Annotated in this window: 10 protein-coding genes and 1 pseudogene; 4 read left to right on the top strand and 7 right to left on the bottom strand. The window is 71.6% G+C overall.

Annotated features, from left to right (window positions below; genetic code table 11):
- Positions 1–52: 52 nt before the first annotated feature.
- The 3 genes from pflB to nirB all read right to left on the bottom strand — a co-directional run bounded on the left by pflB (position 53) and on the right by nirB (position 7,171).
- Positions 53–2,323, bottom strand: coding sequence for a formate C-acetyltransferase (pflB, locus tag ACFV0Q_RS25520; protein ID WP_385008687.1), 2,271 nt, complete (start codon positions 2,321–2,323; stop codon positions 53–55).
- A 486-nt stretch (positions 2,324–2,809) separates the two neighbouring features.
- On the bottom strand, positions 2,810–4,216 hold the full coding sequence (locus ACFV0Q_RS25515; protein ID WP_385008686.1) for an MFS transporter: 1,407 nt from the start codon (positions 4,214–4,216) through the stop codon (positions 2,810–2,812).
- Between the two features lie 132 nt (positions 4,217–4,348).
- Positions 4,349–7,171: a nitrite reductase large subunit NirB gene (nirB, locus tag ACFV0Q_RS25510; protein ID WP_385008685.1), complete on the bottom strand. Its 2,823-nt coding sequence runs from the start codon at positions 7,169–7,171 to the stop codon at positions 4,349–4,351.
- A 232-nt stretch (positions 7,172–7,403) separates the two neighbouring features.
- On the opposite strand from nirB, the pseudogene ACFV0Q_RS25505 reads away from it, so the two are divergent.
- The 3 genes and pseudogenes from ACFV0Q_RS25505 to ACFV0Q_RS25495 form a co-directional block, all read left to right on the top strand.
- Positions 7,404–7,934, top strand: a pseudogene (locus ACFV0Q_RS25505) (sirohydrochlorin chelatase); the annotation flags it as partial.
- 220 nt (positions 7,935–8,154) lie between these two features.
- Positions 8,155–9,321: a low temperature requirement protein A gene (locus ACFV0Q_RS25500; protein ID WP_385008689.1), complete on the top strand. Its 1,167-nt coding sequence runs from the start codon at positions 8,155–8,157 to the stop codon at positions 9,319–9,321.
- Between the two features lie 127 nt (positions 9,322–9,448).
- Complete coding sequence (locus ACFV0Q_RS25495) at positions 9,449–10,702, top strand: cytochrome P450 (RefSeq protein WP_385008684.1); 1,254 nt, start codon at positions 9,449–9,451, stop codon at positions 10,700–10,702.
- 127 nt (positions 10,703–10,829) lie between these two features.
- On the opposite strand, the gene ACFV0Q_RS25490 is transcribed toward ACFV0Q_RS25495, so the two are convergent.
- Positions 10,830–11,324 carry a DUF5949 family protein gene (locus tag ACFV0Q_RS25490; RefSeq protein ID WP_385008683.1) on the bottom strand — a complete coding sequence of 165 codons (495 nt, stop codon included), beginning with the start codon at positions 11,322–11,324 and terminating at the stop codon, positions 10,830–10,832.
- A 57-nt stretch (positions 11,325–11,381) separates the two neighbouring features.
- A complete protein-coding gene (locus tag ACFV0Q_RS25485; RefSeq protein WP_385008682.1) occupies positions 11,382–11,993 on the bottom strand; it encodes a hypothetical protein in 612 nt (203 codons plus the stop codon).
- A gap of 169 nt (positions 11,994–12,162) precedes the next feature.
- Between ACFV0Q_RS25485 and ACFV0Q_RS25480 the strand changes: the two genes are divergently transcribed.
- Positions 12,163–12,609 (top strand): DUF6299 family protein, encoded by a 447-nt coding sequence (locus ACFV0Q_RS25480; protein ID WP_385008681.1) that lies wholly within the window; start codon positions 12,163–12,165, stop codon positions 12,607–12,609.
- Positions 12,610–12,731: 122 nt separating this feature from the next.
- On the opposite strand, the gene ACFV0Q_RS25475 is transcribed toward ACFV0Q_RS25480, so the two are convergent.
- Positions 12,732–12,899, bottom strand: coding sequence for a hypothetical protein (locus ACFV0Q_RS25475; protein WP_385008680.1), 168 nt, complete (start codon positions 12,897–12,899; stop codon positions 12,732–12,734).
- An 85-nt stretch (positions 12,900–12,984) separates the two neighbouring features.
- On the bottom strand, positions 12,985–15,072 hold the full coding sequence (locus tag ACFV0Q_RS25470; protein ID WP_385008688.1) for a SpoIIE family protein phosphatase: 2,088 nt from the start codon (positions 15,070–15,072) through the stop codon (positions 12,985–12,987).
- Positions 15,073–15,191: the final 119 nt, after the last annotated feature.

Below are 15,191 nucleotides of genomic sequence, written 5' to 3'. Positions count from 1 at the left end.
GGGGGCCGGGTGAGGGCCCGGCCCCGGGCCGCGCGGCCTGGCGGGCTCGCGGCTAGAGCGAGCCGTGGAAGGTGCGGTTCAGCACGTCGAGCTGCTGGTCCCGGGTGAGGCGTACGAAGTTCACCGCGTAGCCGCTGACGCGGATGGTGAGCTGCGGGTAGTTCTCCGGGTGCTCCATGGCGTCCATGAGCGTGTCGCGGTTGAGGACGTTCACGTTCATGTGGAAGCCGTCGCTGGCCATGTAGCCGTCGAGAACGCCCGCGAGGTTCTTGATCCGCTCCTCGGGGGTGCGGCCGAGGCCGTCGGGGGTGACGGTGTTGGTCAGCGAAATGCCGTCCTCGGCGTCCTCGTAGGGGAGCTTCGCGACCGACAGTGCCGAGGTGACGTAGCCGTGGGTGTCGCGGCCGTTCATCGGGTTGGCGCCCGGGGAGAACGGTTCGCCGGCGCGGCGTCCGTCGGGCGTGTTGCCGGTCTTCTTGCCGTAGACGACGTTCGAGGTGATGGTCAGGACGGACTGGGTGTGCTCGGAGCCGCGGTAGGCCTCGTGCTTGCGGACCTTCTTCATGAACTCCTCGACGAGCCACACGGCGATGTCGTCGACGCGGTCGTCGTTGTTGCCGTAGGCCGGGTACGCGCCGTCGATGGTGTAGTCGGTGGCGAGGCCCGTCTCGTCGCGCACGGCGGTGACCTTGGCGTGCTTGATGGCGGAGAGGGAGTCGGCGGCGACCGACAGGCCGGCGATGCCGCAGGCCATCGTGCGGCGCACGTCGCGGTCGTGCAGCGCCATCTCGATGCGCTCGTACGCGTACTTGTCGTGCATGTAGTGGATGACGTTGAGGGCGTGGACGTAGGTCGCGGCGAGCCATTCCATCTGCTCGTCGAACTTGGCCATGACCTCGTCGTAGTCGAGGACCTCGGAGGTGAGGGCTCCGGTCTCGGGGCCGACCTGGTCGCCGGACTTCTCGTCGCGGCCACCGTTGATCGCGTAGAGGAGGGTCTTGGCGAGGTTCACGCGGGCGCCGAAGAACTGCATCTGCTTGCCGACGGGCATCGCCGAGACGCAGCAGGCGATGGCGGTGTCGTCGCCGAAGCGCGGGCGCATCAGTTCGTCGGACTCGTACTGCACGGAGGAGGTGTCGATCGAGACGCGGGCGCAGAACTCCTTGAAGCCCTGCGGCAGCCGGGGTGACCAGAAGACCGTCATGTTCGGCTCGGGGGCCGGGCCGAGGTTGTAGAGGGTCTGGAGGTAGCGGAAGGAGGACTTGGTGACCAGCGGCCGGCCGTCCTCGCCCATGCCGGCGATGGACTCGGTGACCCAGGTGGGGTCGCCGGAGAACAGTTCGTCGTACTCCGGGGTGCGCAGGAAGCGGACGATGCGGAGCTTGATGATGAAGTCGTCGACCAGTTCCTGGGCCTGCTCCTCGGTGAGGAAGCCGGCCGCGATGTCGCGCTGAAGATATATGTCGACAAAGGTGGAGGTGCGGCCGAGTGACATGGCGGCGCCGTTCTGCTCCTTCACGGCGGCCAGGTAGGCGAAGTACAGCCACTGGATAGCCTCGCGGCCCGTCTTGGCCGGGGCGGAGATGTCGTGACCGTAGGAGGCGGCCATCGCCTTGAGTTCGGTGAGGGCGCGGATCTGCTCGGAGAGCTCCTCGCGCAGGCGAATCGTCTCCTCCAGCGAACGGTGGCCGGCGGGGAGGACGTTGAGCTCCTCCTTCTCCTCCTTCTTGAAGGCGATGAGGCGGTCGACGCCGTAGAGGGCGACGCGGCGGTAGTCGCCGATGATGCGGCCGCGGCCGTAGGCGTCCGGGAGGCCGGTGACGATGCCGGCCTTGCGGGCGGCGCGGATCTCGGGGGTGTAGGCGTCGAAGACGCCGGCGTTGTGGGTCTTGCGGTACTCCGTGAAGACCTTCTCCAGGTCCTCGGAGACGGGATAGCCGTAGGTTTCCAGGGCGCCGGCGACCATGCGCCAGCCGCCGTACGGCATGATCGCGCGCTTGAGCGGGGCGTCCGTCTGGAGGCCGACGATGAGGTCCTTGTCGCGGTCGATCCAGCCGGGGGCGTGCGCGGTGATCGACGACGGGATGTCGTACGCGACGTCATAGACGCCCTTCTCGCGCTCCTCGGGGAACTTGTCCGTGATCGCCTTCCACACGGCGGTGGTGCGTTCGGTGGGGCCGGCGAGGAAGGCGCCGTCACCCTCGTACGGCGTGTAGTTCTGCTGGATGAAGTCGCGGACGTCGATGGCGTCGCGCCACAGACCGCCCTTGAAGCCGTCCCAGGCTTCGCCGTTCTTCGTGGTTTCCGCAGGGGTGGCAGTCATGGCCGGCACCTTCCGAGTCGCCTCATTGCTTGTATCCATTGCACGCCTTTTGATCGATCATTTGGGGCCGCGTTGGTCCTGAGGTGACGCCCGAAGGTCCTGCCGCTTCCGCTATTCCCCTCGCCGCACCGCACCTGACCTGGGCTTTCATTTGGGCCGAAGGCCCATCGTGCGCTTGTGAATTCTTTCACAAGAATGCGAAGAGTGGGGTGGATAAGTCAGACAATCTGCACCATGGCGAAGCCTGTGGATACCACGACGCACGTCGTGACCAGCCCCGGCAGCATGAAGGAGTGGTTCACGACCGTTCATGGCCGACCACATCGCGATCAGAGGGGGGACAGTATGTCGAGCGCTAGCCCGAGGAACCTGCGCACGCGCGTCGGGCAGGCCGGTGGCGGGGGCCTGCTCCAGGGCCTGCGCGGGCTTACGGGGCGGGTCCGCCGGTGTGGCGTGGGGCGGGGGCTGCGCGGGGTTGGGGGGTGGTTAGCTCGGGGCTTCGGCGCCCTTGCGGGCGTAGAACCACCAGGCCACGACCACGCAGCTGGCGTAGAAGGCCACGAAGCCCCACATCGCACTGGTCACCGCGAAGTTGGCGAACATCGCCGGGATGAAGAAGAAGCCGTAGGCGGCGATGGCGGCCGTGAAGCCCGTCACCGCGCCCGACTCGATCTCCGCCTGCTTGAGTGCGGCCGCGTACTGCGGGGTGCCCTCCGTCAGGCCCTTCAGGTGCTGGCCCCGGAAAATGACCGGGATCTGCCGGAAGGTGGAGCCGTTTCCGATGCCCGAGAAGAAGAACGCCGCCAGGAAACAGAAGAAGAAGCCGTAGAAGGAGCCGGCGTCGGAGCCGCCCGGCAGGAAGTTGATGACACCGATGATCGAGGCGGACATGCCCACGAAGGACAGGATGGTCACGCGGGCCCCGCCCAGCTTGTCGGCGATCCAGCCGCCCGCCCAGCGTGCCAGCGCGCCCAGCGCCGGACCCATCCAGGCGTACGTCGCGACCGAGTAGGCCGGGAAGGTGGTCTTGATGAGCAGCGGCAGCGCGGCGGCGAAGCCGATGAAGGAGCCGAAGGTGCCGACGTAGAGCCAGGTCATCAGCCAGTTGTGCTTGCGCTTGAAGATGACCTTCTGCTGCCTGAAGGGGGTGGAGGCGACCTTGAGGTCGTTCTGGCCGAACCAGGCGAGGGCCGCGAGCACGATCAACACCGGAACCCATACGAAGGCGGCGTTCTGGAGGTAGATCTCCGTGCCGTTCGCCTTCTTCTGGCCCGCGCCGATGGCGAGGACCGAGGAGGTGATCAGGATCGGGGTCAGGAGCTGGACGACCGAGACGCCCAGGTTGCCCAGGCCGCCGTTGATGCCGGTCGCGTTGCCCTTCTCCTGCTTCGGGTAGAAGAAGCCGATGTTGGCCAGCGAGGAGGAGAAGTTCGCACCGCCGATGCCGCAGAGCGCGGCAATGGCGATCATCGTGCCGTACGAGGTGTCCGGGTTCTGCACCGCGAAGCCCAGCCACAGCAGCGGAACGATCAGCACCACCGTCGAAAGCGCCGTGAAGCGGCGCTGCCCGATCATCGGGCCGAGGAAGGTGTAGAAGATGCGCGCGGTGCCGCCGGTGATACCGGGGACGGCGGTCAGCCAGAACAACTGCGACTGCGAGAAGCCGAAGCCGACGTCCTTGAGGTTGGTCGCCGTGATGCTCCAGACCTGCCAGACCACGAAGGCCACGAGGAGCGCCGGGACCGCGATCCACAGGTTGCGGGTGGCGACCTTCTTGCCGGTGGTGCGCCAGAAGGACGGATCCTGCGGCGTCCAGTCGGTGATGGTGCGGCCCGGGCGGTACTGCTCCGGATCGGCGGCCACCTCTGGTGCTTGCTGCGTGACGGAACTCATGGCGTGGTCCTGAACGTTGAGAAAGGTCCTGACCTATCCAGGCTCCGCCCGAAGGGGCCCCGTGCGTCAGGGGCGAACGTCGTGGGGGCGACAGGACAAGGTCCCCTCGCCCCCGGTCCGTTGGTCGGCCCCTCAGTGGACGTCGACCACCGGGAGGGAGACCTCCGGGTCGTCCAGGCAGATGCCGGTGCGCAGGTCGAAGACCTGCTTGTGCATCGGCGAGGTGACGACGGGCACGCCGTCGCGGGAGCCCATGATGCCGTTGGCGATCACGTCGGCGCCGGAGAAGGGGTCGCGGTCGCCGACGGCGTAGACGGTGCCCGCGCGGTCCTTGAAGACGGCGGCCCGGGTCCCGTCGGGCAGGACGGCGGTGCGGCCCCGGCCCGGCTCCAGGGCCCGGCCGGCCGCGCTCGCGGCACCGCCCCCGCCGGCGCCGGCCGCGCCTGCGGGGCCCGTCCCGCCGAAGCCGACCGTGCCGAGGTCGACCGTGTCGAAGCGCTCCAGTGCTGTCGGGTCCTCCAGGACCGCCTGCCACTCGTCCTGGTAGGCCTCCACGTGGCGCTCCATCTGCGCCTCCAGTTCGGCACAGATGCCGAGCGAGTCCTCGATGAGGACCTCGCGCAGGTGCCCGAGGCCGCCGTCGATGCGCTCGATCCAGGCCGCCGTGCGCTCCAGCCGTTCCGCGGTGCGGATGTAGTACATGAGGAACCGGTCGATGAGCGCGAAGAGTCCGGCGGTGGTGAGGTCGCAGGCCAGCAGGTCGGCGTGGCGCGGGTTCGCGCCGCCGTTGCCGCTCACGTAGAGGTTCCAGCCGTTGGCGGTGGCGATCACTCCGATGTCCTTGCCCCGGGCCTCCGCGCACTCGCGCAGGCAGCCCGAGACGCCTCCCTTGAATTTGTGGGGGGTCCGCAGGCCCCGGTAGCGCAGTTCGAGGTCGATGGCGAGCTGGATGGAGTCGCCTTGGCCGAAGCGGCAGAAGCGGGCTCCGACGCAGGACTTCACCGCGCGCAGGGATTTGCCGTAGGCCTGGCCGGACTCGAAGCCGGCTCCGCCGAGGCGGCGCCAGATGTCGGGGAGTTGTTCCTTGTGGACTCCGAAGAGCCCGATCCGCTGCGCCCCGGTGATCTTGGTGTAGAGGCCGTAGTCGCGGGCGACCTCGCCGAGGGCGATGACCTGTTCGGCCGTGATCTCGCCGCCGGCGACGCGCGGGATGACGGAGTAGGTGCCGTCCTTCTGGAGGTTGGCGAGGAAGAGGTCGTTGGAGTCCTGGAGGGTGGCCTGTTCGCCGTCCAGGATGTGACGGAGGCCGAGGTCGGGGGCGAGGGTGCCGAGGACGTTGGCGACGACGGGCTTGCAGACGGCGCAGCCCTCGCCGCCCTCGCCGTGGGTCTCCAGCAGTTCGCTGAAGCTGCGGATCCGCTCGGTGCGGATCTTCTCGTAGATCTCGGAGCGGGTCAGGGCGAAGTGTTCGCACAGCCCGCGCGGCTTCTCGATGCCGGCGGCTTCGAGTTCGGCGTCCAGGACGGCCTGGAGGGTGCCGAGGCAGCCCCCGCATCCGGAGCCGGCCTTGGTGCACTTCTTGATCCCGCCGATGTCGGTGAGGGATTCGGCGGCCACGGCGGCACGGACCTGCCCCTTGGTGACGTTGTGGCAGGAGCAGACCACGGCCTCGTCGGGCAGTGCGTCGGCGCCGGGCAGGACGATGCCCTCGGACGCGGGCAGGATGAAGGCCTCGGGTGGGGCGGGCAGCTGCCGGCCGGCGTGGGGCTTGAGCGAGCCGTAGGCCTGGGCGTCGCCGACGAGGATCCCGCCGAGCAGGGCCCCGTCCGGGCCCAGCAGGAGCTTCTTGTAGACGCCCTCGCGTGCGTCGGAGAAGACCACGGAGACGGCGCCGTCGCGCCCTTCGGGGGCGAAGGGGTCGCCGAAGGAGGCGACGTCGGCGCCCATCAGCTTCAGCTTCGTCGAGGTGTCGGCGCCGGTGAAGGTCAGCCCGCCCGCGCCCGCCAGGGCCTCGGCCACCGCCTCCGCCATCTGGTAGCCCGGTGCCACCAGGCCGTACACCTTGCCGTCCACGGTCTGCGCGCACTCGCCGATCGCATATACGTACGGGTCGCTCGTGCGGCAGTGCGCGTCCACGACGACGCCGCCCCGGTCGCCGACCGCCAGTCCGCACTCGCGGGCGAGCCGGTCGCGCGGGCGGACCCCGGCGGAGAAGACCACGACGTCGGCGCCGATCTCCGTGCCGCTGGTCAGCCGCAGTGCCCGCGTGCGCCCGTCGGCGTGGACCTGGACGGCGGCGGCGCCGACTCCGGTGTGCACGGCCACGCCCATCGACTCGATGGTGGAGCGCAGCGCGGCGGATCCGCCGTCGTCGACCTGGAGCGGCATCAGGCGGGGTGCGAACTCCACGACGTGGGTGGTCAGCCCGAGGGTGCGCAGGGCGCCCGCCGCTTCCAGGCCGAGGAGTCCGCCGCCGATGACGACGCCGCTGCGGACGCGGTCGGTGGCGGCGTAGGCGGTGAGGGCCTCGACGTCGTCGAGGGTCCGGTACGTGAAGCAGCCCTCGGCGTCGGCGCCGTCGATGGGCGGTACGAAGGGGTAGGAGCCGGTGGCCAGGACGAGGGCGTCGTAGGTGAGGACGGTGCCGGAGGCGCTGGTGACGGTGCGGGCGGCGGTGTCGATGCTGCGGGCCGGGTCGCCGAGCCGCAGGTCGATGCCGTGCCGCTCCAGGAACCCGGGCTCGCCGAGTGCCAGCTCGGTGTCGGTGGCGCCGGTGAACGCGGCGGAGAGGTGGACGCGGTCGTAGGCGGGCCGGTGTTCCTCGGCGAGGACGACCACCTGCCAGCCGGCGCCGCCCGGGCGCGCCGGTCCGGCGAGCGCGTCGCGCTCGGCGAGGGCCTCCAGCAGGCGGTGTCCCACCATGCCGTGGCCGATGACAACCAGCGTCTGCGCCATGGGTCTCACTCCGTCCGCGTGCGATGTTCCGACCCTTTCGACGGTAGGTCCGCCCTCCGGCCCGCAGCGGCCGAAAAGGGCCTCATGGGAGGGGCCCGCGGACCCGTTCCGCACAGGACCTGTGGCCTGCGGTGCGGGCCCTTGGGCGGGGGCCGGGAGGGCGGGGGCGGGCCTAGCGTGGAAGGGGGAGATCCAGGGCCGTCCATGAAGGCCCCGCCGTGGGAGGAACCAGATGCTCGTACTCGCCGTGCACGGCAGCGCGGTCCCGGCCGCCGCCGCGGCCGTGGGCCGGCTCGCCGCCGCCATCGAGGCGATGAGCGGGGTCCGGGCGGCCGTCGGCCACCTGGACGTGCAGCGCCCGTCCCTCGCGGAGGTGGTACGGGAGCACCCGGGGGCGGTGGTGGTGCCGCTGCTGCTCGGGGACGGGTACCACCGGCGGGTCGACGTCCCGGCGGTGCTGGAGGGCACGGGCTGCGAGCTGACCGAGGGGCTCAGCGGGGAGCCGGAGGTGGCCCTGGCGCTGTACGGGCGGCTCCGTGAGGCCGAGCGCCGCCGCGGCCCGTACGCGCGGGCCGACGCGGTGGTGGTGGCCGGAGCGGGCTCGTCCCGGCCCGGCGGCAATGACGGCACGGCGGGCTGCGCGGCCCGGCTGGCGGCCCTGCTGGAGGACGAGGGCGGGGTCCGGTCGGTCCCGGTGGTCCCCGCGTACCTGACGTCGGCGGGGCCGGCCGTGCCCGAGGCGCTGGCCGCGCTGCGGGGTGCCGGGTACCGGCGGATCGCGGTGGCGGCGCACCTGCTGGCTCCGGGGCGTTTCACGCACGCCCTGGCCGGAGTAGGGGCCTGGGCGGTGTCGGAGCCGCTGGCGGACCATCCGCGCATCGCCCGGCTCGTGCTGGGGCGTTACGAGTCCGCCCGGGGTACCCGTGTGCTGCGGGCCGCGCGCCTCGCCTGTCAGGGGGCCGGGCACTGGTGTGCTGGGCGGTATGACGTACGTACCGATGACCGCCCGCAGTCGCGACGAGGACCACCGGGCGTCGACCCCGCTGGAGCTGTTCTTCGACCTCTGTTTCGTCGTCGCGATCGCCCAGGCGGGTCAGTGCCTGGTGCACGCGCTGGCGGAGGGCCATCCGGGGAGCGGGGTGGTCGGCTACTTCTTCGTCTTCTTCGGTGTGTGGTGGGCGTGGATGAACTTCACGTGGTTCGCCTCCGCCTACGACTGCGACGACGTGCCGTACCGGATCGCGACGCTCGTACAGATCGCCGGTGTGCTCGTCTACGCGGCGGGGGTGAGCCGTGCCTTCAACCAGAACGACTGGACGGTGGCCGTCATCGGCTACCTGATCATGCGCGTGGCGCTGACCGCGCAGTGGCTGCGGGCTGCGGCCGGGGAGAGCGGTGAGGCCCGGACGGCGGCGCTGAAGTACGCGGCGGGGCTGGTGATCTGTCAGGCGGGCTGGGTGGGGCTGCTGTTCGCTCCGGACGACCTCAAGCGGTGGCTGTTCCTGGTGCTGGTCGCCGCCGAGCTGCTGGTTCCGGTGGTGGCTGAGCGGGGGCACCAGACGCCGTGGCACGCCCACCACATCGTGGAGCGGTACGGCCTGTTCACGATCATCGTGCTCGGCGAGACCATCGCCGCGAGCACGGTGGCCGTGAAATCGGCGCTGGACGAGCACGAGGCGCTGGGTGAGCTGCTGCCCATCGCCGCGGGCGGGCTGCTGATCGTGTTCGCGGCGTGGTGGATCTACTTCGCGGTGCCGATGCACGAGCGGCTGACCTCCAACCGGGAGGCGATCCCGTGGGGTTACGGCCATCTGCTGATCTTCGCCTCGGGGGCGGCGATCGGTGCGGGCATCGAGGTGGCGGTGGAGCACGCGGTTGGCCAGGCGCACATCTCGCAGCTGTCCGCCAACGCCGCCGTCACCGTCCCGACCGCGCTGTTCCTGCTGATGGTGTGGTTGCTGCATTCGCGCCACTTCAAGCGCGGCCTCGCCCAGCAGCTGGTGCTGCCGCTGTCCGCGCTAGCGGTCCTCGCCTGCACCTGGTCGGGTGCCTACGCGGTGCTCTACGCGGGCCTCGTGGCGACGGCCGCCGTGGTGGTGGGCATGACCCTCGCGGTCCGGGGCGGGGCGCAGGCCGCCGCCGTCGCCTGACCCGGCGGCGCCCCGAGCCGGGGGAGCCGGGTGAGGGCGGCGCCGCGCGGCCGTCACTCCCATGCCCCCGGCACCGTTCTGCAGCACAGCGCACGGCGCGCGACGGCGACAGGAAGAGACGACCCCCATGACACTCCCCCCGCAACGGCACGGCACCGGAGACGACCCCGGAGGGGAGCTGGCCGAGCCGGGCTTCTGGCAGCTCCCGCCGGAGCGGCGCCTCGCCGCGTTCGCCCGGCTGCGCGCCCTGGAATCGCCGGTGTTCGTCCCCGAGGGGGCGGGCCACTGGGCCCTGGTACGGCATGCGGACGTGCAGGAGGCCAGCCGCCTGCCCAAGGTGTTCGCCAGCGCGCCCGGGGTCACCACGCCGGAGCCGGCCCGGTGGGTGCGGGCGCTGTTCGGGGACTCGATGGTGAACCTGGACGGCCCGGACCACGCGCAGCTGCGCAGGATCGTGCAACGGGCCTTCACTCCGCGGCTGCTGGCGGCGGCCGAGGAGGACATCCACGCGGTCGCGGCCCGGATCGTGGACGACGTACTGGAACGGCAGCCGGACGAGTTCGTCTCGGCGGTGGCCTCCCGGCTGCCGCTGGAGGTCATCTGCAACATGATGGGCATCCCCGAGCGCTACCGGGCGGAGATCGCCGACCGGGTCAACCACGCCTCCGAGAACATCGGCGTGGAGCGCGGTCTGGCGTCCCGGCTGCGGATGCCCGGGCGCGGGCTGCGGGCGCTGGCGCGGATGCAGCGCATGGTCGCGGGCATCGGGCGGGAGCGGCGCAGGCACCCCACCGACGACCTGATCTCGGCGCTGGTCTGCGCGAACGTCGACGGCCAGGCGCTCGGCGCCCGTCAGCTGGGGGCGTTCTTCAGCCTCCTGATGGTCGCCGGGGTGGAGACCACCCGCAACGCCATCACCCACGGCCTGACGCTGCTGACCGACTTCCCGGAGCAACGGGACCTGCTGCTGTCGGACTTCGAGAAGTACGCGGACGGCGCGGTCGACGAGATGATCCGGCACTCGACGCCGATCATCCAGTTCCGCCGGACGGTGACGGCCGAACACGACCTGGGCGGGCGCGTGTTCCGGCCCGGCGAGAAGGTGGTGCTCTACTACGCGTCCGCCAACCGCGACGAGGCGGTCTTCCCCGACCCCGACGCCTTCGACATCACCCGCTCCCCCAACCCCCACCTGGGCTTCGGGGGCGGCGGCCCGCACTTCTGCCTGGGCGCGCACCTGGCCCGGGTGGAGATGAAGGCGCTGTTCCGCGAGCTGCTGACCCGGCCGGTGGGTCTGCGCGCGGTGGGCCTGCCCGATCTGGCGGGCTCCAGCTTCGACAACCGGGTGCGTTCGCTGCGGTTCGCTTTCGAACGCCCCTGAGCCGCGGCCGGGAGGGGAACCCGGGAACCCGGGAACCCGGGAACCCGGGAACCCGGGAACCCGGGAACCCGGGAGGGGACCGGCCACCGGGCAGGCTGGGAGCCCGGCGGCCGGAGCGCGGCCCCGCCTACTTCTGGAGGCTCTGGACGGTCAGGACGCAGTGGGCGCTGCTGGTCAGCACTTCCTCGTCACCCGCGAAGGCCTGCAGGACCTCCGGGGTCACCGGCTTGCCGGGGACGGCCTCGGGCCAGGCGCGCGTGGCGAACAGGAAGTAGGCCTGTCCGCTCTCGGTCGCCGCGGCGACCCACTCGTCCGGGGCGGTGCAGGTCGCGTTCAGCCCGGGCAGGGTCAGCGCGACCTGGCTGCCGGCGAGGACGATCTGCACCGCGAAGGTGCGCGGGCTGCGGGTGCCGTCCATGACCACGTCCCCGATGGGCAGGCCGATCTCCTCCAGCAGACCGTGCGCGGCCTTCTCGCCGGCCTCTCGGCCCTGGGGGCCGTCGCCGAGCGTGTAGGCGAGGAGGTACGGGATGTCGTGGCCTTCGGAGGGGTCTCCGATCCAGGCGAGCACGGAAAGGGTGCCGAGCTGGGTCCGGTCGATTTCGGCTTGCGTTGAAGTCATGCGCCGCACCTTAGTGGTCCACTGCCGGGCCCTTTCACGGCCTTTCACCCGGGCGGGCTAGACCGACCAGAATCCCCCTCCGGAATTCGCCCGCATGTTCGCGTCCTGGTACTGGAGCCGCACAATGCGCACGTTTTCCGGGATTTCGAACACCACCCATCCCTCGGCCCGCTCACCGACGGCGAGGGAATCGAAGACGAGCGGTTTGCCGGTGGTCAGTTCGCCGGTGCGCACCACCGGGTGGCGCTTTCCGGCGCTGTCGTACGCCCACATGCGCCCGAGGGCCCCGTACGAGGCTCCGCCGACGTTGACGAACGACATCGAGGCGGCGACCCAGCGCTTCCCGGCGGGCGGCCCGTAGTTCGGCTCGACACTGACCGCGGGGTCCACGTAGGCGGCCAGCACCGCCTGGAGGTGGCGGCCCACCTCGTGCCCTTGCACCCGTACGGAGTCACCCACATGGGCATCCTTCGCGGTGGCCCGCTCCGCCCCCGGGGCGGGCGCCGCCGGGTCCTCGTCGACGCCGGGCGCGCCGTCGTCGACCGGGACGGCGGGCACGGCGGCGGGGGCGAGGGCGGCCCCCTCGGGCGCGCTCTGGCAGGCGGTGGCACCGAGCAGCAGGGCGGGGAGGAGAGCGGCGGCGGCGAGGACGGAAGCGGGCGGACGCATACGGGGCCCCTTCGGGGTTCTTCGGTGCGGGGATGATTTCGGCCAGTCTCACGCGCCCGAGCGGGCAATTGCACACACCGACACGGGTATGCGGCGCGCGTTGCCCGCCAACTGCCAGCACAATGCGTTCCGGCGGAATCCCGTCACCCGCATCCACCTGGAGGAAGAAATGCGCACGCCCGCCCGCCGAATTGCCCTCGCCGCCTTCTCGGCACTGGCCGCCACCGCCCTGTTCACCGCTCCCGCCGCGGCGACCGTTTACCACCAGGGCATTTCCGTCCGGCCGCACGCCCACATCGCGCAGGACGGCACGATCACCCTTTCCGGCACCTACAGCTGCGAGGCCGCGTCACCCGGTGGGGCGGTTCAGGTGAAGGTGACGGTCGTCCAGGACCGCTTCCGCCTCGGCCTCGGTGCGGGCGACGCCCGGTGCGACGGCGAGGCGCACTCGTGGGAGGCGCACGGCACGCTGCGTCTGACCCCCGGGATCCACGAGGGCGCCGCGCTGGCGCAGGCGGAGCTCCAGGAGATCCACTTCGGCGGCGGGCTGATGCCGCGCGCGATCGACCAGATCGCGGTGGACGAGCGGGAGATCCGGGTGATCGACCACCGCTAGGCCGTCCCGCCACGGCAGACCCGCAGGCCCGCGGACCCGGTAGCCGCCGCTACCGGCACGCGGGCCGCGAGCCGGACCCGGCGCCCGTCAGCAGTCGGCAGTCAGCAGTCAGCAGTCAGCAGTCAGCGGCATTCGGGCGCGACGCCCGTCATCGACATGAACGCGACCGTCTGGCACCGGGGATCCGCGTGCGGCCGCCCCGTCGTCCAGTCCACGACCTTCGGGACCCCCGCCACCAGCAGCAGCACCGCCAGGATGCCCGTGACCGCGCCCCGGTTCAGGCGGCGCACGGCGCGGTCCTCGTCAAAGCCTTCCGTTCCATGGGCGCATCATCACCCCACACCCGGCAACCCACAACCTGGAGTGATCGACCGGTCACCCCGCGCCACGCCGGATGCCGGCGACGTCGAACTCGCACCAGACGGCCTTCCCGTCACCCCGGGACTCCACCCCCCAGTGCGTGGCCAGCGCGTCGACCAGCAGCAGCCCGCGCCCCGTGGTGGCCGCCTCGCCCGGGGTGCGCCGCCGCGGCCAGACGCTGGAGCGGTCCTTGACCCACAGCCGGATCCGCCGCACGGGCTCCGGCAGCACCTCCATGGTCAGCACCGCCCCGCCGTCGGTGTGCAGCAGGGCGTTGACCAGCAGCTCCCCCGCCGCCAGCTCGACGTCGTCGGCGAGTTCGGCCATGCCCCAGTCGCGCAGGGCCTGCCGCAGGGCGTAGCGGGCCTCGGAGAGCCCTTCCGGGTCGGCCTGGTGGATGTACTGGTGGATGCGCGGGGCCCGGTGGGTGCCCGGGTCCGGGGCGCGGCGCAGCACGAGCAGGGCCACGTCGTCGCCGGAGCCCCAGCGTTCCCAGAGCCGGTCGGAGAGGTGGTCGGCGAGCGCCCCGGCCTCCTGGGGGCCGCCGCGCACGGCGTGGGCGAGGGCGTCCATGCCCTGGGTGATGGCCGTCCCGGGTTCCTCGACGAGCCCGTCGGTGCACAGGACGAGCGTTTCGCCGGGGACCAGGTCCAGGCGGGTCTCGGGGAACTCCTCCTGTTCGAAGACGGAGGCCAGCCCGAGGGGAAGCCCGCCGCGCACGTTGGGCCAGCCGGTACGGCCGTCCGTGTGCCGGATGAGCGGGCCGAGGTGGCCCGCGCGGGCCGCCCGTACGCCGCCGGTCTCCAGGTCCACCTGCGCGTACATGCAGGTGGCGAAGCGTTCGGTGTCGAGTTCGGCGAGGAAGCGGGAGGCCCGCGCGAGGACGGTGGACGGCGAGTGGCCCTCGCCCGCGTAGGCCCGCAGGGCGATGCGCAGCTGGCCCATGATGGCGGCGGCGTGGGTGTCGTGGCCCTGGACGTCTCCGACGACGATCCCGACGCGGTCGCGGGGCAGCGCGATGACGTCGTACCAGTCCCCGCCGACCTCCCGCCCGCTCCAGGCGGAGTGGTAGCGCACGGCGATCTCGCCGCCGGTGATCTCGGGGATCCGGCGCGGCAGCATGGCGGCCTGGAGTCCGGTGGCGAACTCCCGTTCCTGGTCGAACAGGAGCGCCCGTTGGAGGGACTGGGCGACGATGCCGGCGAGGCCGAGGCACAGGTTCTGTTCCTCGGGGCTGAATTCGCTGCGCCGCCGGTAGAAGAGCACGAGCCCGCCGATGGCCTTGGCCTGGGCGATGAGGGGGAGGTAGGCGGCGGCGTCGTAGCGGATCCGGTTGAGGTAGTCGGCGAGCAGCGGGAACTCCCCGGCCAGTTCGGCGAGGGAGGTGACGAAACGTGCCTTCCTGCTGAGGACCGCCTGCGACAGCGGCAGGGATCCGTCCAGCCGGGTGAATTGCCGCTCGCTGAGGATCTCCAGCGACTCCCCGCTCAGCGCGATGATCTTGATGGTGCCGTTCTCGACGAGACCCAGCGCCAGCCCGTCGGCCCCGAGCCGTTCCAGGGCGCCCGCGCCGGTCAGGGTGGCGGTCACGTCGTCCACGGTCACCGCCCGCGACAGGGCCTCCGTGGTGCGCTGCACGATGGCGGCCTGCTGGGTGCGGGCGGTCTCCAGTTTCCGCAGCACGGTGGCGTGGGCGAGCTCGGCGGTCGCGTCGCGGACGATCCCGACGATCCGCAGGGGCCGCCCGTCGGGATCGCGCAGCACCCGGCCCTGGGTGTGGGTCCACTGTTCGCGGCCGTCGCGCCGGCGCACCGTGAAGTACGAGCCGTACGTCTCCCCGCCGCCGTCCAGCACGCCGGCCACGGTGTCCGCGAGCCGCGCCGCGTCGTCGGAGGGGATGCGCAGGCCGAGGCCCTCGGGGGTGTGGTCGAACTGCTCCGCCTCCAGGTCGAAGACGGTCAGCCCGGCCTCGTCCAGGATGAGGGTGCCGGCGTCGAGGTCCCACTCGAAGCTGCCCATGCCGTTGAGCGCGAGCCGCTCACCGGGCCCCGTCAGGGGGCCGGGGGCACCCTGTCCGGGTCTGTCGCGCTCCGCCGCTGCCACGAGAGACACACCACCTAACGGCCGGGCCAGCACGGCTGGGAGATGAGCCGCTCCCACTCCTCGTCAGGATGCCCCGGAAGGGTGCGTCCGGCCTCCCGCCAGCGCTTGACGAGGGAGAG

The sequence above is a fragment of the Streptomyces sp. NPDC059564 genome (genome assembly GCF_042735575.1).
Lineage (GTDB): Bacteria > Actinomycetota > Actinomycetes > Streptomycetales > Streptomycetaceae > Streptomyces.
The sequence above is the reverse complement of the archived record's forward strand: the minus strand, read 5'-3'. Positions and strand labels throughout refer to the sequence as shown.